Origin of the sequence: Pseudomonas sp. Z1-29 (genome assembly GCF_051131995.1) — a bacterium.
GTDB lineage: Bacteria > Pseudomonadota > Gammaproteobacteria > Pseudomonadales > Pseudomonadaceae > Aquipseudomonas.
Map to the genome: position 1 here is coordinate 3091419 of NZ_CP071645.1, position 17813 is coordinate 3109231.

At 60.4% G+C, this 17813-nt stretch carries 18 protein-coding genes; 12 read left to right on the forward strand and 6 right to left on the reverse strand.

Annotated elements, in window-relative coordinates:
• Positions 1–31 precede the first annotated feature (31 nt).
• Positions 32–1303, forward strand: a complete 1272-nt coding sequence (locus tag J3P84_RS14065; RefSeq protein WP_434623700.1) for a TIGR02270 family protein — start codon at positions 32–34, stop codon at positions 1301–1303.
• Positions 1304–1313: 10 nt separating this feature from the next.
• Here the strand turns inward: J3P84_RS14065 and J3P84_RS14070 are convergent, their stop codons facing one another.
• Complete coding sequence (locus J3P84_RS14070) at positions 1314–2315, reverse strand: NAD(P)-dependent oxidoreductase (RefSeq protein ID WP_434623702.1); 1002 nt, start codon at positions 2313–2315, stop codon at positions 1314–1316.
• A gap of 111 nt (positions 2316–2426) precedes the next feature.
• On the opposite strand from J3P84_RS14070, the gene J3P84_RS14075 reads away from it, so the two are divergent.
• The 7 genes from J3P84_RS14075 to J3P84_RS14105 all read left to right on the forward strand — a co-directional run bounded on the left by J3P84_RS14075 (position 2427) and on the right by J3P84_RS14105 (position 9550).
• Positions 2427–3041 carry a TetR/AcrR family transcriptional regulator gene (locus J3P84_RS14075; RefSeq protein ID WP_434623704.1) on the forward strand — a complete coding sequence of 205 codons (615 nt, stop codon included), beginning with the start codon at positions 2427–2429 and terminating at the stop codon, positions 3039–3041.
• Between the two features lie 336 nt (positions 3042–3377).
• A complete protein-coding gene (locus J3P84_RS14080; protein WP_434623706.1) occupies positions 3378–4058 on the forward strand; it encodes a class I SAM-dependent methyltransferase in 681 nt (226 codons plus the stop codon).
• A gap of 35 nt (positions 4059–4093) precedes the next feature.
• A complete protein-coding gene (locus J3P84_RS14085; RefSeq protein ID WP_434623708.1) occupies positions 4094–5635 on the forward strand; it encodes a class I adenylate-forming enzyme family protein in 1542 nt (513 codons plus the stop codon).
• A gap of 18 nt (positions 5636–5653) precedes the next feature.
• A complete protein-coding gene (locus J3P84_RS14090; protein ID WP_434623710.1) occupies positions 5654–6682 on the forward strand; it encodes a class I SAM-dependent methyltransferase in 1029 nt (342 codons plus the stop codon).
• On the forward strand, positions 6675–7856 hold the full coding sequence (locus J3P84_RS14095; protein ID WP_434623712.1) for a hypothetical protein: 1182 nt from the start codon (positions 6675–6677) through the stop codon (positions 7854–7856). The genes J3P84_RS14090 and J3P84_RS14095 overlap by 8 nt, the downstream gene beginning before the upstream one ends.
• A gap of 35 nt (positions 7857–7891) precedes the next feature.
• Positions 7892–8278, forward strand: coding sequence for an ectoine synthase (locus J3P84_RS14100; protein ID WP_434623714.1), 387 nt, complete (start codon positions 7892–7894; stop codon positions 8276–8278).
• 48 nt (positions 8279–8326) lie between these two features.
• Complete coding sequence (locus tag J3P84_RS14105; RefSeq protein ID WP_434623717.1) at positions 8327–9550, forward strand: MFS transporter; 1224 nt, start codon at positions 8327–8329, stop codon at positions 9548–9550.
• 38 nt (positions 9551–9588) lie between these two features.
• Here the strand turns inward: J3P84_RS14105 and J3P84_RS14110 are convergent, their stop codons facing one another.
• Both J3P84_RS14110 and J3P84_RS14115 read right to left on the reverse strand, forming a co-directional pair.
• The gene (locus J3P84_RS14110) at positions 9589–10020 is read right to left on the reverse strand and encodes a DUF1810 domain-containing protein (protein ID WP_434623719.1); all 432 of its coding nucleotides are present in this window, start codon (positions 10018–10020) and stop codon (positions 9589–9591) included.
• Positions 10021–10068: 48 nt separating this feature from the next.
• A complete protein-coding gene (locus J3P84_RS14115) occupies positions 10069–10983 on the reverse strand; it encodes a LysR family transcriptional regulator (protein WP_434623721.1) in 915 nt (304 codons plus the stop codon).
• Positions 10984–11188: 205 nt separating this feature from the next.
• On the opposite strand from J3P84_RS14115, the gene J3P84_RS14120 reads away from it, so the two are divergent.
• Positions 11189–11944 carry an SDR family NAD(P)-dependent oxidoreductase gene (locus J3P84_RS14120; protein ID WP_434631317.1) on the forward strand — a complete coding sequence of 252 codons (756 nt, stop codon included), beginning with the start codon at positions 11189–11191 and terminating at the stop codon, positions 11942–11944.
• A gap of 120 nt (positions 11945–12064) precedes the next feature.
• On the opposite strand, the gene J3P84_RS14125 is transcribed toward J3P84_RS14120, so the two are convergent.
• The 3 genes from J3P84_RS14125 to gabT all read right to left on the reverse strand — a co-directional run bounded on the left by J3P84_RS14125 (position 12065) and on the right by gabT (position 14636).
• Positions 12065–12553, reverse strand: coding sequence for an Lrp/AsnC family transcriptional regulator (locus J3P84_RS14125; protein ID WP_434623723.1), 489 nt, complete (start codon positions 12551–12553; stop codon positions 12065–12067).
• A gap of 46 nt (positions 12554–12599) precedes the next feature.
• Positions 12600–13256, reverse strand: a complete 657-nt coding sequence (locus J3P84_RS14130) for a 2-haloalkanoic acid dehalogenase (RefSeq protein ID WP_434623725.1) — start codon at positions 13254–13256, stop codon at positions 12600–12602.
• An 87-nt stretch (positions 13257–13343) separates the two neighbouring features.
• Positions 13344–14636, reverse strand: a complete 1293-nt coding sequence (gabT, locus tag J3P84_RS14135; RefSeq protein WP_434623727.1) for a 4-aminobutyrate--2-oxoglutarate transaminase — start codon at positions 14634–14636, stop codon at positions 13344–13346.
• Between the two features lie 286 nt (positions 14637–14922).
• Between gabT and J3P84_RS14140 the strand changes: the two genes are divergently transcribed.
• From J3P84_RS14140 to J3P84_RS14150, 3 genes are all read left to right on the forward strand, one after another.
• Positions 14923–15849, forward strand: coding sequence for a 2-hydroxyacid dehydrogenase (locus J3P84_RS14140; RefSeq protein WP_434623729.1), 927 nt, complete (start codon positions 14923–14925; stop codon positions 15847–15849).
• 225 nt (positions 15850–16074) lie between these two features.
• Complete coding sequence (locus tag J3P84_RS14145) at positions 16075–16932, forward strand: GNAT family N-acetyltransferase (RefSeq protein WP_434623731.1); 858 nt, start codon at positions 16075–16077, stop codon at positions 16930–16932.
• Between the two features lie 49 nt (positions 16933–16981).
• Positions 16982–17689 (forward strand): cupin domain-containing protein, encoded by a 708-nt coding sequence (locus J3P84_RS14150; RefSeq protein ID WP_434623733.1) that lies wholly within the window; start codon positions 16982–16984, stop codon positions 17687–17689.
• Positions 17690–17813: the final 124 nt, after the last annotated feature.

The following is a 17813-nucleotide window of genomic DNA, read 5'->3' on the forward strand; positions in this document are numbered from 1 at the left end:
CGACCCGCCCAAGCCTCGGCGGCGACGCGTGATGAAGACATTGCCCGTCGTCCTTGACCTGCACCTTGAGGAAGCAGCTTTCCTTGCCATCCTGCGCGACTACGCATTACGCGCCCCCCACTATGACCTCGACGACCTGGGCAAACTGGAGGAGCGCATCGACGCTCACCTCGATGGCTTGCGTATCGCCGGGCCAACCGGCCTGGAGATTCTGCTGGCCCAGCTCGGCCCCGACGCTGTCGGCGAGATGTTCGCTAGCGTAGTGCTGGCCTTCGAGGCGGCCGAGGCCAAGGTGCTGTCGCGGCTCAGCGAGCATCTGCGCGGTGCGATAGAAACCGAGCGTGGTTATCTGATGGCCCTGGGGTGGCTGGACTGGGAGCGGCTCTCGCCCTGGATCGAGCGCATGCTCGCCGCTCCGGAGCCGCTGTTCCGTCGCCTCGGCCTGGCCGCCTGCGGCATGCATCGCCGTGATCCTGGCCCAGCCCTGCTTGCCGGACTGTCCGAGGCTGACCCAAGCGTGCTGGCGCGTGCCGCGCGCACGGCTGGCGAGCTGCGACGTCGGGACTTGCTGTCGGAAATTCGCGCCCACCGTCTGCATGAGGATGCGACCACACGCTTCTGGGCCAATTGGGCCACCGCCCAGATGGCCGACCAGCAGGCCCTCGAGCCTCTGCGTCAATTTGCCGAGCAACCGGGCGAGTTTCAGTATCGCGCGGTCTGCGTATTGTTGGCCTGGCAGGACCGCGAACCCAGCATCGCCTGGATACGCCAGTGCGTTCAGGATCCCAGGGACAGGCGTTTGGGCATCCAGGCCCTGGGACTGCTGGGCGATCCGGTCAGCATCCCGTGGTTGATCCAGCAGATGAACGACCGGCCTTACGCCCGGGTCGCTGGCGAAGCTTTCAGCCTGATCACCGGCGCCGACCTGGCGCTGCTCGACCTGGAGCTGCGCAGCTCACCGGACTTCGCGGCAGGGCCGAACGATGACCCTGAGGACTCGAATGTCGCCATGGACCCCGATGAAAACCTGTCCTGGCCCGCCCCGTCGGCAATCGAAGCCTGGTGGCAGGCCAATGGCGGCCAATTCCAGGCGGGGACTCGTTACATGCTAGGGCTGGCCCACAGCGAACGCAGCTTTGAGCAAGCACTCGTCCGGGGCCAGCAACGCCAACGCGTGGCCGCCGCCTGCGGCCTCGCCCGCTTTCGGCCGGATGAGGTGCTCTTTCCAACCAGTGCACCGGTGTTGCGGCAACAAAGACTCTTGAAATTACCCCGTGACCCCGTGGCGAGGGAGGCATGCTGATCAAGCCACATCATTGCAGCTGACGAAGCTCACCCCCCTCCTCCTCCAGACGCCGCAGATACGCGCTGGCGTCCAGCAGTTGATAAGGGAAATAAAGCCCTGGCGGCGGCGATGGTTGGCCGTCCAGCCCGAGCAGACGCTCCAGGAGCATTGCCACACTGAGGCCGGTCAGCGGTGCGGTACCCGCTGGGTGGACGACGGCATAGCGGGTGCGCAGCGGTTTGCCCTCGAGGTCTTCGCCAGCGAGTTCGATGATGATCTCGGTGGACATCGGCCCGCCCTGGCGTCGGGTTGAGCTGACCCCGATGCCAATGTTGAATTGAACATCAGGCGCACCTGTGGCGGTGGCCAGGCCGACAACATCAATCGACGAAAAGCCTGAGGCCTCGATCTGCGTACCATCCACAGCGTGGAAGCTGGCCTTGGAGTCCTTGCCTTCGCGCCAGACGAACACCCCGTCGCGTCGTGTCAGCGCGGCGGGCAACATTTTGTTCAGGTGTTCAAAGTCGCTGGCGACGGTCGGCCCGCCGGTGTCCTGTTCATCGACCAGCGCGTTGATGCTGATCTGCTGGACTCGGCTGAACGCCTGGGCACAGCTCAATGTAGCCACCGTCGTCGCGCCCGCCATCCATTCGTAGCCCAGGACTATGGGCGAGGCATCGGGCATGTGCATGTACGTGGCGATTTCCGGCGCGATCTCGAAAATGCCGGAAGAAATGCTGAGGTGCGGCACCCCGCGCTTTTGTGCATAGCGCAATCCTGCCATCGCGTGGTCCATATAAAAGACCACAACCCCGCTGACCGGGCGAGCGCCAAGTCCCAGATCGTCCGCAGTGGAATCGATCACCACACCCTGCGCCCCGCCAATTTCCTCTGCGGCCTGCCGAGCCTTGGCAAGGTCACGGCCGCCGATCAACAGCGGTACGTCGGGATGAGCGGCGCGCAGCGCTCGGGCAGTCTGGTGACCAATGGCGCCGGAACCACCCATGAACAAGATAGGATCAAGTGACATCGTGAGTTCTCCTCGTTTCTGGACTAAAACCTACTGTTAGTAGGTAAACTATCACGCTCTCACGCCTTGTCACCTACCATTGGTAGGTTTTATTGATCTGGATGCGCTACCGTGCAGAAACCCATTAAAACCGCTACAGGCAACTCCCCTTCCCGCCGACTCTCGAAAGCCGAACGGCGCCGGCAGCTGTTGGACACTGCGTTATTGATCGTGCGCGAGGAAAACGCCGACAGCTTGACCCTCGGCCGCCTGGCCGTCCGCGCGGGCGTTTCCAAACCGGTGGTGTACGATCATTTCGCTACCCGCTCGGCGCTGTTGATCGAGCTGTACAAATGGATTGATACCGAGCGGGTCCGCGCTTTTCGCGAGGCCATGAGCAGGACTGCGCGAAGCCCGGAGGAAACCGCTCAGGTCCTGGCCAGCGCCTATATTCAGTGCGCAGCAGACAACACCGACGAATTCCATGCGGTCGGCGCAGCCCTGGCCGGCAGTGAAGAGAAGGCGGCGGTTTTCCAGGAGCTGCTCGACAACTGCGTACGGATGTTCGTGAGCGTACTTGAGCCTCACGCGACGTTGGCAAGCGCAGAACTTGAGCGCTGCTGCACCGGTTTGGTCGGTGCGGGGGAAGCACTTGCCGGCGCCCTGGTGCGGGGGCGACATGCCCAGGATGAAGTGATTGAAGCGTTCGCCGCGTTGATTCGCGGCGTGTTGAGTCCGCCTGAATAAATGTTCATGTTCCAGCAATAAGCAATTGCCTACAGATACTCAGCTATGTCACTCGACGGTGACAAAAATCTTGGATCCAATTCCTGGAATCGCCTTGACAGGCTAATGGAGCCGATGAAATATTTCCCTCCGCTACGGTTCAGCTTCAATCATCATTTGGCGCGGATGCCATAACAATAATCAAATGGAGTTCATGATGGTTTTCCTCAGTACAGTTCCATCGGTTATCCCGTCACTCTCCTTCAGTTCCTCGTTTCCCAACTAATCGCTCTATTCGGCGCCTTGGCGCTGAAGGGACTGTTGTGCAATGCCCATCGTCGTCGGCAGAGGATAACCATGAAAATAGTAGGCAGTTCGGTTCTGAAGGAATGGTATGACAGCGAATACAGCGCCTGTAATAACGGTGCTTTATTTGGTGAACTACGCGAAGAGTTCAAACAGTTTTTATCCACCCTGCCTGACGGCCCCGGCGATGCCCTTGAGCTCGGCTGCGGAGACGGTCGCAACCTTACCGCCCTGGCGCGCAAGGGCTATAGCCTGAGCGGCGTGGACATGGTCGACAGCACGGTACAGAGTCGCAAGCTCAATCCCTGGCTAAAGGATCTGTATTTCCAGCAGGCAGATATTCTGACGTACGAGCCGTTGCGTGAAGGTTACGACGTACTGGTCTGTTCCGAAGTTCTGCATTTCTTCAATCAAGATGAACTTCAGACGGTAATGGCCAAGATTATCGGTGCGGTAAAGCCTGGCGGATATATTTTCCTTGATCTGTTATCGGACCTGTCGCGGTACTTTCAAGCGAGCGGAGAACCCTTCATCTGGGACAAGGAAGCGGGCTTGTCTGTCCAGGACAGCGAAGGGTTATTTGATGCCTGGCTGGGTGATTTCGACATTTATGCGTCGCGGCATTTTTTTGATAAGCAAAGTTGGCCATTAAGCGATTCGGCAAACTTGCCAATAGCTCCCTATACCTGGCAAGGCACCTACGTCTCGGTGTGTGCGCGAAAACGTAAATGACTTTGCGACATTCAGCTTGAAAAGGATATTGAGCCATGCAGCTTTTCCATCAGGTTATCGCCAGCAATGCAAAAAAATACCCGTCCAAGCCAGCCATCATCCTCGACGGGCAAGCGACTTCCTATCAGCAACTGCAGCAGCGCGCGGATGACATTGCCTCGGTGCTCCCCCTGCTCGGCATTGCTCCCGGTGACCGGGTGGGCCTGTACGCGCCCATTTCCGTCGATTTGATCGCAGGTTATCTGGGCCTGCTACAGGCTGGAGTGATCAGCGCAGCGACGCACCACACCTTGAGTCGTACCAAGCTGATCCATCAGCTCAAGCACTCGGGCGCCCGGGTACTGATCACCGACTGCACGGATGACTTGCCTGGCCTGATTGACGAGGCTGGCCTGGAACTGGTCCTGCTTACCGTTCCAGCCCAGGTTGCGGTGCCCAAGGTCATGCAGCTTGCCGATGCCGTCGCTGCGCTCGGAGGAAAGAAGGCCGCGCCCTCCTCTGCCTTGCCCGCTGACCCTGAACGTCCCACCTCGATCTTTTATACCTCTGGGTCATCCTTCAATCCGAAAGGCGTGCTCGTCAATCACCGCATCATGTTGGCGGCCTGTGGCCGGGTGACTGCGTATCTGCAAAACAGCCCTGATGATCGTGTCCTCAGTTATTCCACGCTGGCATCCGACTACGGGGTGTACAACGTGATGATGCCGCTGTATGCCGGGGCCACCAGTGTCATCGAGAGCCGGCCGGCCAGCAGCGCCGAGGAGGTGCTCGCGGTGGTCGAACGCGAGGGGGCCACGGCAATGCATGTGTTTCCCCCGGTGTTCTTCCTGTTGGCCAATACCGGCCCGCACTGGCAGGCGCGCGTGCCTGGCTTGCGCTACATCTCCAGCAGCGGGCAGGCCCTCTACAGTCGTCATATCCAGCGGATCCGCGAAGCCCTGCCCGCGGTGCGGATTTTTTCCAACTACGGGCTCACCGAGTGCAAGCGCGTGAGCTACCTGCCGCCCGAAGAAATCGACCAACGACCGACCTCGGTGGGTAAGCCTTTGCCGGGAGTCAGCGTGTACCTGGTAGACGAACAGGGCCTGCGTATCGAGCAGCCTGGACAAACAGGCGAGTTGCTGGTGACCAGCGACTACCTGATGCTCGAGTACTGGAACATGCCCGAAGCCAATGCCAGCGCCTTTGTCCATGATGCCTTCGGCCAATCACGACTGTATCGCACCGGGGACCTGTTCAAGCAGGACGCCGAAGGCTACCTCTACTACGTCGCCCGCAAGGACGACGTCTTCGCGCGCAATATCTGGAACGTCAATCCGCGAGAAATCGAGCAGTGCCTGGCCGCGCATCCAGCGGTCGCCGAGGTCCTCGTGGTTCCGGTTGCCGACGAGTCGACCGGGCACGTGCCCAAGGCTTGCATCGTGCTTGATGCCGATCATGGCCAGACCAGCGAACAGACATTGCTCGATTACTGCAAGGCGCATCTGGACTGGCACATGGTTCCGGCCCAGTGGGCATTCCTCAAGGCCTTGCCGAAAACCGATTCGGGCAAGTTCACCACCATAGGATTGATCTGACAGCAGGAGCGCCATGTCATGAAAACTTCCCCGCAATCCATGGATGACACCGACCTCGACCGGGACCTGCAAAAAAGCGCCATGCTCAAGCTCGCCGGGCATTTCCACAGTCTGGCGACAGGCGCCAGCCAGGTGCCCATGCAGTCTCTTGGCAGCCACTTGCGCGCCGAAATCCAGGATCCACAAGTTCTCGATTATCACGATCGCCTGATCGAAGGGGCAGGACCGTTGTTCTCCCACTTCCTCGCCAGCGTGCCGTACATTCTCGAGGAGTTGTCCAGGATCGGCGCAGCCCTGACCCGCCTGGCCGAGGCCAATACCCGAGAAACAGGCCAGACCTTCAGTCTCTTCGAAGTGGATGCCTTTGATGGCAGTAACGGCCGAGCCGTTGCTGGCCATTCCAATGGACTGATCCGCAGTTTCACCTCATCGCCGAATCGGGCCAACCAGGTTGCCTTCGACCGGTATGCCGACCCGGCGCTGTCGCGGTTCTATCCGCAGTCGGTGTTCAAGGTGACACCGAACCTGCTGCAGCAACCCGAATACAGGCTTTTCAGCCAGGGCTTCGACTTCATTTACGAGATGGCCGCGTTCCAGTTCTACAGCCGCGACCGTGACCGCCAGATCGCCCATATCCAGCAATTTCTCAAGCCTGGCGGCCTGGTGTTTTTCCTTGAAAAGCTTAACCACCCGGACCCGGAGGAATACCTGCGCAGGGAACGGGTCAAGGATGAGCAATTCAAGACCCGCTACTTCAGCGAGGAAGAAATCCACTGGAAACGCCAGCAGATGCTTGAGCAAATGCAGAATGGCCAGGTCACCTTCGAAGAATTGGCAAGCGCCCTGTGCGCCCGGTTCAAGTGCGTCCATCTGTTGTGGAACAGCAGCAATTTCTGTGAGTTCGTCGCCTCCGACGATCCACAGCAAATCGAGCGCTTGGTTCGGCTGTTGGGCCCGGTGGTGCAGCCTGCGGACTTCTGTTTCGAGGGCTCGCGCCTGGGCGCCGTGGCAACGCTGCGCAGTGCCGGGGGGCCAGACGATGCTTGAGCTTGCCGAGCAGGCGTTCCATCCGGCCGCACAACCCTCGCTGTGTCAGCGGGCCGTCGAGCACTTGCCCGGCTGGCGCGAGCGGGCCGCCACGGCTGAAGCGAATCGACGGCTGAGCAACAGCACCTTCGACGAATTGTTTGCCGGCGGCTGGCTGGATCTGTTGACGCCGCGCGCGCCGGTGACGAGCAGCGGACACTGGCCCACATTAGTAGAAAGCGCGCGGATCGCCGCGCGGGCGTGCGCCTCCACGGGCTGGATGCTCGCGCTAGTGGGCGGCCACGGCGCCATCGCCCGACGACTGCCGCCTGCCTGCACGGACCAGCTCTACACCGATGGCCCACGACAGCTCTTCGCCTCAGCCTCCATCAGTGCCGATAGCCGGTTGACCTTTGAATCCGCCGGGGTACGGATCGATGGGCGCTGGCGCTTCGGTTCAGGGATCGATGACGCGACCTGGCTGATGCTCAACGCCCCCTGCCCCAACCACCCGGACGCGGCTCACACCCCACGTTTCCTGGTGCTGATCGCCGCCGATGAAGTCGAAAGACTCGACAGCTGGGACAGCTGTGGTATGGCGGCGACCGGCTCCCATGACGTACTGACCCGCCAATTGCTGGTGCCGCATGCTCGCGTATTCGCGCTGCATGAAGTGTTTGCGCAGGCCACGCATGCACCGGCGTCCGACTACATCGACCGTATGCCCCTGGTGCCTTACCTCACCACGTCGATCGTCGGTCCGCTGCTGGGGTGCGCCGAGGGTGCTCTTGGCGCGTTTGTCACTGGGCTCAACGGTTCGTTGGCGGTGAGCGATCCGCGGATCGCCGAACAGGCCGCCCACTCGGCAGCACAGCTGTACAGCGCCGGGTTGTTGTATGACTCGCTGATCACCCGACTGCATGACGCCGGTATGAATGACCGGCCGCCAGATACGCGACAACTGATGCAACTCAAGCGCGACCGCGCCTATCTGGCAGGCCAGTGCGTGCAGGCCGTGCGCCGTCTGGTGGAAAGGCTCGGTGCGTCGTCCCTGGTCGCCGGCAACCCGCTCCAGCGTCACTGGCGTGATATCCAGGCCATGGCCGCGCATCGAGACGTTGCCTGGAACGAGGCGATGCTGGCCAGCGGCGATGCGCTGCTGCGGCCCGTCGCCGCCGGCACTGCAAAGAGCTGATTTGTTTTCCATCGACTATTTCAAAGAGGTCCCCCATGTTCATTCGCAACATATCCGAGGTAGAGCAAACCCCTTATTTCGTCGAGTGGGGCGCCGGCACGAGTCATCGCTTGCTCACTGAACGTGACGCCATGGGCTTTACGCTGTGCCATACCGTCGTGCGTGCGGGTACAGAGTCGCTGTTGCAATACCGCAATCACCTGGAGGCCTGTTATTGCATTGCCGGAGAAGGTGAAGTCGAAGACATGCACGGCAATGTCTTTGCGATCCGGCCTGGCGATGTCTACGTGCTCGATCAGCATGACCGGCATTTCCTGCGCGGAGGCAAGGACCAGGACCTGATCCTGGTCAGCGTCTTCAATCCGCCACTGCGCGGTGACGAACGACACAATCTCAACGACAGTTCAGGGTCGGCCTACTGATGATTTTCTTCGCCGCCACGCCCCGTCGCTTATCCGCAGGAGGTTTCCATGCGTAAGGATTACCTCGCTTTTTTCATTTCGTTGTTTCTGTCGCGGCTGGCGGATCAGATCCTGCTGTTCATCGTACCGCTGGTAGTGTTCCAGACGACCAACAGCGCATCCTGGGCCGGGCTGGCGTTTTTCGTCGAGTCGCTGCCGCGATTCCTGGCGTTTCCGTTGTGTGGCGCCCTGTGCGACAAGTACTCGCCCATCAAAATTCTGCACATCAGCCAGGTCTACCGGGCACTGCTGTGTGTCCTGGCGATGGCGCTGCATGGGGTCTTTGGTGGCATCGCCTGGGTCGTCGTGCTGTCAGCGGTGTGCGGGGTACTGACGACGCAAGGCATCATGGCGCGCGAAGTGCTGATGCCGCACATCTTCCAGCACTACAGCTACACCAAGACCTTGTCTTACTCGCAGATCGCCGACCAGACCGGGCTGGTGCTCGGGCCATTGGTGGCGGCCCTGATGCTGGAAGTGTGGGCCTGGCATTGGGTGGTGCTGTGGATCGCCGGGTTGTTCCTGCTGGCCGATCTGAGCATGCTGGTCTGGCAACGCCTCAGCCGTATCACGCTTGAGGTTTTCGAGCAGCATCAGGACATCTGGTTGCAGCCGCTGCGGATTGCCTTCGGGCATATCCGTAACCTGGCGGAGCTGAAGAAAATCATCACCCTGGCGGTAGGCGTCAACCTGGTCGTGGGTGTCACGTTGGCCACCTCGGCGGCGATGGTGCTTGGCGAGTACAGCGCCGGCAAGGACGACTATGCGGGCCTGCAAGCGGCTGGCGCGGTGACAACGATCGTGATCCTGTTCTTTCTCGCCCGGGTCGCCCTGCCTCTGCGCGTCTCGGGAGGCGTCGGCTATTCGATGATCGCCGCGGGAGGCTTCATCAGTGCCCTGAGCCCGAACCTGGTCGGCTACGTCGTGGGCTTCCTGTTGATCGTCGGCTTCGACAAGATGTTCAACGTCTACATGCGCACGATCCGGCAACAGGTGATTCCGCCCAAGGATTTCGGCAAGACGGTGGGCGTGATCACTTTGCTCAACAACCTTTCGCAGCCGTTGGCCGGCTTGTTGGTAGCGGTGCTGGCGGCGCCCTTGGGCACGCAACCGGTAATCCTGATCCTGGCCGTGCTGGCCACGCTCCTGGGAGCCGCGGCGTGGTGGTGGTTTGCCAAGGCCCGAAGCCCCCTCACCGCCTCGATTCTGGCGGAGCAGGAAATCGGCAAGTGAAAATGGCTGGCCAACCCGCTGCAGGTCGGCTCGCCACGTCACCTCGGTTGCTCAAGCAGCAGCAGTGTCTTGCGATCCGGCTCGCCCGAATAAAACCGGTCAAGCGCCTGTTGGAACAGGGACGATCCCGGTTGGACGCTCCTGAACAACGTCAGACAGGAACGAAACTTGAGGTCGTCGGGCGAGCCAAAGATCTGCCCGGCACTCTTCCCGTGATGCAGCAGAACTGTTTCCACGCAACCCTCCAGTCGCGGGCCGAGCACGTCGTGTTGGAGATACGCACGGGCCTCGGCAATGCCGGAGATGGCGAAGCGCGCGGCCATTTCGGAACGCCCGAGGCCTTGCAACTGGGGAAAGATGAACCACATCCAGTGGCTCGTCTTGCGGCCTGCGTGTAACTCGTCCATGACTCGATCGAACACCGGGTTCTGGGCCTCGACAAAGCGGGACAGGTGGTAGATGTCTTGCATGATCCCCTCTCTTCAACCGTAAGCACCTGGGCACTCCGGGCTTCGCCGCTAGTTGTCCGTCCTGCGCCGATTGCCCAGCGGCCCTGCGTCTTTTATCTGATCGATGTTCTCAAGGAACATTTTCAGGATAGGTGACGGATTGTCGGTCCGATAACCCACCGCCAGATCAATGGTAGGTCGTGTTCCCTTGAGCGGCCTGCTGACGATCGTCCAAGGCAGCAGCGGCTCCACGTAGGCTGGCAGGATGGCAACGCCCCGCGTGGAGCTGATCAGAGAGATCCCGGTGCCGTAGTCGTCCAGCCAGTAGGAGGCGTTGACCTGCACGTTGCAACTGGCGAAATACTGCGCGATGACATCGCGTAGTACATGGGGAATCTCCGAACAGCCGATGAACGTCTCGCTCGCCAACTCGGCAGGATCGACATCGCCCACCGAGGCCAGGCGATGGTCGTTCGGCATGATGACCAGCAATGGCTCTTTCGCGACAACCTCATAACTGACATCCGGCCGCGGCTCCACGCGCAGAAAGCCAAGGTCGACGTCGCCGCGTTGGATAGCATCGGCCAGCGAAGGCGACTGCAAGCTGATGACCTTGAATTCGATGTTGGGCAGCTCATGCCGAAGCAAACGCGTCACGCTGGGCAGCCAGTCCACCTCCTGCCCTGTCAGAAAGCCCACCGAGAACACCTTCTTCGCCGGCCTTGCCGCTCGCCGAGCCGCCGCCACGGCTTCTTCGGCATGACTGAGCGCAAGCCTGGCCTGATCCAGGAACGCTATTCCGGCCGGCGTCAGTTCGATGCCCCTGGCCTTGCGGACAAACAGCTGCGCGCCAACCTCCAACTCCAGATCGCGCAGCTGGCGGCTAAGGGATGGTTGCGCGGTATGAAGACGTTTGGTCGCGGCAGAGGTCAGGTTGCCCTCTTCGGCAACGGCAACGAAGTAACGAAGGTGACGCAGCTCCATCGAGCGATACCTCTAAGGTATGGGTATGAGCAGACAAAGTCTTTTTAAAGTATTTGGGCTTTGCCTACAGTCTGCCCGACAGATAACAGAATCTGGTAACGCCGGGCAAGCTCATCGCTGCGCCTTGCCATGCTCGTCGGCTATGGACAAAAAAGCCGCCCGCAAAAATCGCTGGTTATTCCAACTCACACTAGAGGCCTTTCCAATGAACAAGATCGCACTCATTACCGGCGCCAACCGTGGCCTGGGCCGCAATGCCGCTATTGCCATCGCTGAAAAGGGCAACGACGTCATCCTCACCTATCGCAACGGCGAGGCCCAAGCCCGGGACGTGGTCGGCGAAATCGAACGGCTCGGGCGCAAAGCCGTTGCGTTGAAACTCGATGTGAGTGACGTCTCCAGCTTCGGCACATTCGTCGCTACGCTTTCCGGCGCCCTCCAGCAAGGCTGGGGTCGAGCCGACTTCGACTTCCTCCTCAACAACGCGGGTCACGGCGCGATGGCGGCGTTTGCCGAAACCACCGAAGAGCAGTTCGATGAGCTGTTCAATGTGCATGTCAAAGGTGTTTTTTTCCTGACGCAGGCGCTCTTGCCACTGATCATCGATGGCGGTCGCATCGTCAACTATTCATCCGGGCTGACGCGTGTTTCCTTTCCCGGTTTCTCGGCGTATGCCGCCGCTAAAGGCGCGATCGAAATCCTCACGGTCTATATGGCCAAAGAGCTGGGCGGCCGTGGAGTCACGGTAAATACGGTGGCCCCTGGCGCGATTGCCACGGACTTCCTGGGCGGCGCAGTGCGCGACATGCCGGATCTGAATGCGCAATTTGCTGGCATGACTGCCCTTGGCCGGGTGGGCGTCCCGGACGACATCGGACCAATGGTTGCGAGCCTGTTGGCGGAGGACAACCGCTGGGTTACCGGGCAGCGCATCGAAGTTTCCGGCGGGCAGACTATCTGATTTTGCAGAAAATCCAGTGTGGGAGCGAGCCTGCTCGCGATAGGGTTATCACGGTTATGAAATCGTTGAATGAACCGGCCTCTTCGCGAGCAGGCCGCTCCCACGGGGTCAGCGGTGGGCTTAATGGCGCAGTAGTCGGCGCAACGGCACTCCATCCTTGAGCACCGGCGATTTGATGACGATGTAACTGAAGTATTTGGAGATACCGATGTTCTTGTCCAGCAACCCTTCGACCACTTCCTGATAATGCTGGATGCTGCACGTCATGAAGCGCACCAGATAATCGTAACCGCCGCTGATCAAGTGGCACTCAAGTACTTCGTCGACCAGACGAATATTCGATTCAAACTTGGCGAAGTCTTCCCGTTTATGGTCGCTGAGGGTGATTTCGGTAAATACCGTGACCGAGTCGGTGATCTTTGCGAGGTTCAGATGCGCCCTGTACCCGGAGATATAGCCGGCTGATTCGAGGCGCTTGACCCGCTGCAGACAAGGGCTGGACGACAGTCCCACGGCATCGGCGAGGCTGACATTGGTCATCCGACCGTCCTTTTGAAGTTCAACAAGGATACTGATATCTATTCGGTCTAGTTTTATTAAACCTTCCATCGGGTACCCCTCGGTCGTCTTCAGGCTGACAGTGGTTTTAGCAAATTCAACGGCGCAAAGATAGCTGATGCTGAGCGACGAGGTCGGCCATGCTGGTGATGTAGAAATCGGCGGAATATTCTTGATTTTCAGCCTCATGGCCACGGCGAATCAGGCACAAGCCGGCCGATTTTGGCGGTTGTGCGGGCGGTCTGGACACTTGCATGATCGTTCCAGGCTCGAGTTGGTTCTGCAGCAACCATGCCTCATCCTCCAGTGGATTGTTGGCTCGCGAATGCAGGTCCTCGGGTGGAATTCCCAAGCGCTCGCAGAGCTGGTCGCGATCCTCGGCATCACGATCGCAGTAAACCAATAACCGGTAGAATTTGCGCAGATACAACATGGCACCTGGCGCATCTTCGAACAACGACCAGTTGCAAGCCGAACGGGCAAAGCTCATGCCCTCCTCCCAACTGATCTTGAGCCCCAGGCGCTCCGCCAACTGGCGATGGGCAAAACACAACAAACCGCTGAAGCCGAGATCGGAAAAACGTGGATAGAGCCCGCGTACCGCCTCGTCGAATTCCGCCAATACCTGTTCCTTGCCCGGCATGCCCGGACGGTTTTCGAGCAACGGTTGCAGGGCCGTCCAGACACCGGAATCCCGATCGACCAGGACTTCGTCGCAATCGATCAGCAGCGCACGATAATCAGTCAGGTGCATGTGTCGCCTCCCATGGTGCGTTTATCAATCCTTCTACCTGGCTGCCTCGGTCGACAAAATCGTCAACTTGCCGACCGAGACCTGAGACTAATCCATTACCCGCTGCAATGCGGCTTCAAGAATGGCCAGTGCTTCGTCGATCTGACTTTCTTCGGTGACCAGGGGAGCGAGGAAGCGCAGGACATTTCGGTACACCCCGCATTTGATCACCAACAGCCCGCCAATCCTTGCCTGATCGATCAGGCGCTGGGTGAGCTCGGCATCCGGGCTGCGGGCCTGATCATCCTTGATCAATTCGATTGCCAGCATGAAGCCGGTGCCGCGCACATCACCGATGCGCGGGTGGCGGGCCTGCAAGCGCAGCAGGCCCTGACGCAGCCGCTCCCCCAGGACCAGGCCACGCTCGAGCAGATGCTCCTGCTCATAAGCCTCGATCACCGCCAATGCCGCGGCACACGCCAAGGCGTTTCCGCCGTAGGTGCCGCCAAGGCCGCCGGGCAGTGGCGCGTCCATGATGTGCGCGCGCCCCACCACAGCCGAGATGGGCAAACCACCGGCCAGGCTCTTGGCGACGGTGACCAGGTCCGGCTGGATGCCGGCGTGCTGGAAACCGAACCATTTGCCGGTACGACCGAAGCCGGTCTGGATTTCGTCGAGGATGAGCACGATGCCGTGCTGTTCGGTCAAGGCTCGCAGCGCCTGGAGAAATTCTGGTGGAGCGCTGAGGAAGCCTCCATCGCCCTGCACCGGCTCGATGATAATCGCCGCGACCCGATCCGGAGCGACTTGGGTCGCCAGCAATTCGTTGAGTGCCTGCAACGCCATCTCACTGCTGAAACCGCGATAGGCATTCGGGTATGGCGTATGGAAGACCTCCGGCGCCAGAGGTCCGAAGTTCTGCTTGTAGGGCTGGCTCATGCCCGTCAGCGTCGTACCCAGTAAGGTACGCCCATGGAAACCGCCCCGGAAGGCAATGACGGCGGGACGATTGGTATGCGCGCGGGCGATCTTCACCGCGTTCTCCACCGCTTCCGCGCCGGAAGTGAACAGCGCCGCCTTGCAGGCTTGCTGCCCACCCACCAAGGCACACAGGCGCTTGACCAGATCGATATACGGTTTGTAGGCCACCACTTGGAAACACGCGTGGCTGACCTTCTGCAATTGAGCCTGCACCGCCGCGATCACCTTCGGGTGATTATGACCGATGTTCAACACGCCGATGCCGCCGACGAAGTCCAGATAGCGCGCCCCGTCCACGTCCCACACCTCTGCCCCCTGGGCCCGGTCGATGACCAGCGGATGCGCGGTGACCAACCCTCGTGGCACGAATTGATCGCGTTGAAGGAGCAGGCTCGGGGTTTCTTCGACTTTACTGTTCATGGCATCTCCCACAGTGAACCAGGCAACCGGGAAACGGCTGCGATGTGTTCCACAGGTTAAGCGTTCGACACAATTGTCTAAGCCGAACTTGGCCTCTGGGAAATTCGGATCGACTGTTTTCACCCCGGCAAACAGCAGAATCCTTCAGCCGACTCCAGCCCCATGGAATCTGCCGGCAGAAGCCCTGTACAAAGCAGTGTCCGGTGATTACGCAGGCTGTTTCGATACATCCTGCTTTGCCACTCGGGCATGCTGGATGTTCCCTATCTTGTACGAGAAGTGACCCATGGCCCTGTTGTATAAAGCCGACCCGGTACGCGGTGAACAATGGAAACGTCTATTCGCCGAGCACGCTCCGGACATCGAATGGCGCGCCTGGCCGGACATCGGCGACCCGAAGGACATTCGCTTCCTCGCCGCCTGGCAGGCGCCGGATGACCTCGAAACACTCTTGCCGAACCTGCAAGTGCTGTTCGCTTTGTCGGCCGGGGTCGATCAGCTTGATCTTGATCGCTTGCCCACCTCCCTGCCGGTGGTCCGTCTCCTCGATCCAGGCATCACCCGGGGCATGTGCGAGTACGCCAGCTTCGCCGTGCTCAGCCTGCACCGGGATATGCTCCGTTATCGCCAGCAACAGATTGCCCGATGCTGGCAGGCGCACTTGCTGCAACCGGCGGCCCAGCGTCGGGTCGGGGTCATGGGGCTCGGTATGCAGGCCCGGCAGATTCTGGCCACCTTGCAGACCTTTGGCTTCGCCTTGTCAGGTTGGGCACGCAGCGAGCATCACATCGCCGGGGTGAATTGCTTTGCCGGTGACGAACAGCTCCCGGCCTTCCTCGGCCAATGCGACATCGTCATTTGCGTCCTGCCATTGACCGAGCAGACCCAAGGGATTCTCAGCCGCCAGTTATTCAGACATCTGCCCGAGGGTGCTGCCCTGGTCAACATGGGCCGCGGTGGCCACCTGATAGAAGAGGATCTGCTCGAGGCCCTGGCCAGCGGCCAACTCAGTGCGGCGGTGCTCGACGTTCTGCAACAGGAGCCGGCAGCGCCGGATCACCCGTTCTGGCAGCATCCGCAGATACTGCTGACGCCGCATATCGCGGCGATGACTCAACCCGAAAGTGCCTTCGGCGTGTTACTGGACAACATCCGTCGGCATCAGCGCGGTGAGTCGATGCTCGGCCAGGTTGACCGCCAGCGATGTTATTGAGCGGTGCTTGCTCACGCAGCTACGAAAAGCACCGGCGAAAAATCCGCTGATATTTGCTGCTGGGCCTGCTGTCGATTTGAGCAATAACTGCGGTGCGTGAAGCCGCAACTGATGCAATCTACCGAATCGATCTGCGCCTCTTGTCAGGTCTCGCGGCAGGTGAGATATCAATCCTTTCGGCGGAAAAATCCGCCCGGTCACGCTCCCTTGAATACGGAGATGTTCATGTCCAGTTCGCAACGCCCGACGTATGCCTATCGCCCCATGACCGCTGCCGATGTGGCAGCGGCCCATGCCTTGTCCGTGCAGTTGAAGTGGCCCCATCGCCTGGAGGACTGGGCCATGCTGCAGCGCGTCTCGCAGGGTTTTGTCGCCGAGGACCACGGCCGCCTGATCGGCACCGCATTCACCTGCCCGCAGGGTGATTACGCCACGATCGGCCTGGTGATCGTCAGTGACGAATACCAGGGCCAGGGCATCGGTCGCAAACTGATGGAACTGGCACTCCAAGCGTGTGGAACGCAGACCGCCATGCTCAACGCGACGCTGGCCGGCGCGCCTCTTTATGCCAGCCAGGGATTCGTTGACTTTGGTCATATCCAACAACATCAGGGGAACGTATTGCCCCCCGCCCCCAAGGACCTGCCATCCGGGGAGCATTGCCGCCGCCTGACCAAGGCCGATCAAACCGACCAGATCGAACTGGCCAATTCCGGCAGCGGCCTGGACAGGCGCGCCGTGCTCGGTGACTTGTTCGACTGTGTCGAAGAGGCGGTTGGTATCGAGCGCGATGGTCAGCTGCGCGCATTCGCCATCCTGCGTCCATTCGGTCGTGGTCGTTACATCGGCCCGGTCGTTGCAGAAAACCCACAGCAGGCCAAGCACTTGATCGCGGTGCTGTTGGCTCACGTGCCGGATGCTTTCGTCCGCATGGATGTACCGTCCGACAGCGGCCTGGGCCCCTGGCTGGAAGAAGCCGGGCTGAAGCAGGTCGACACCGTCGCCCAGATGGTCCGTGGTTCCCCGCCCCAGGCCAGGGGCGGCGTAAAGCAGTTTGCGCTGGTGACCCAGGCCATCGGCTGACGCCCCTGCATCACCGCTACATCCTCTACTTTCCCGGAGAAACACCCTCATGCTAGAGCCCACTGCCGTGCTGTTGGCCCACGCCAACGGCACTCCCGCGTCAACCGTATTCACCGGCGGCTCATTGGGAGCCAGCGATCCGTTCGATAGGCAGATTGCCTATCTCGGGACCCATGACATTGCTGCCGGTATCGTCCAGGCGAGCGGACAGTTCAGCGTCGATGCATATCCCTACAGTGAAACGATCGTGATCCACGCCGGACAGGTCATTCTGCAAAGCGAGGAACACTCGCTGCAACTTGGTCCGGGTGACAGCGCGGTAATTGCCCGCGGCACATCGATTCGGATCGAGGCGCAACCTGGTTCGCTCTGGGCATTCTGCGCCGATACCCAGCCTGTTGAAGCGGGCAACGTCGGAGTGACCGCTCTCCCCAAGCACACCCTCCTCGCGCCCTCGACGCCACCGAGTGAAGAATTCCTGCTGAGCCCGACACCACAATGTCGCTCGAACAATTTGTTCGTCGAGGACACGACAAACCTGCGCATCGGCGTCTGGGATTCGACGCCCTATAACCGCAGGGCAAGGCCGCACACGATGCACGAACTGATGCACCTGATCGAGGGCAGCATCATTCTCCAGCTCGGCGATGGGCCGGGGTTGGCGGTGAATACTGGCGATACGGTGTTTGTGCCCAAGGGGGCTCCTTGCGCCTGGAAGAGCAGCGTCTATGTGCGCAAGTTTTATGTTTGCAAGTGATGTCTGACGGAGCTTTTTTGGTGTGAATATCCGTTGTTTCGGTCACGGCAGCTTAGGGTTCCGCCCTTACGGCGGGTCACTTTCGAAAAGCGCGAAAGTAACCAAAGCGCTTTTGCCCCACCAC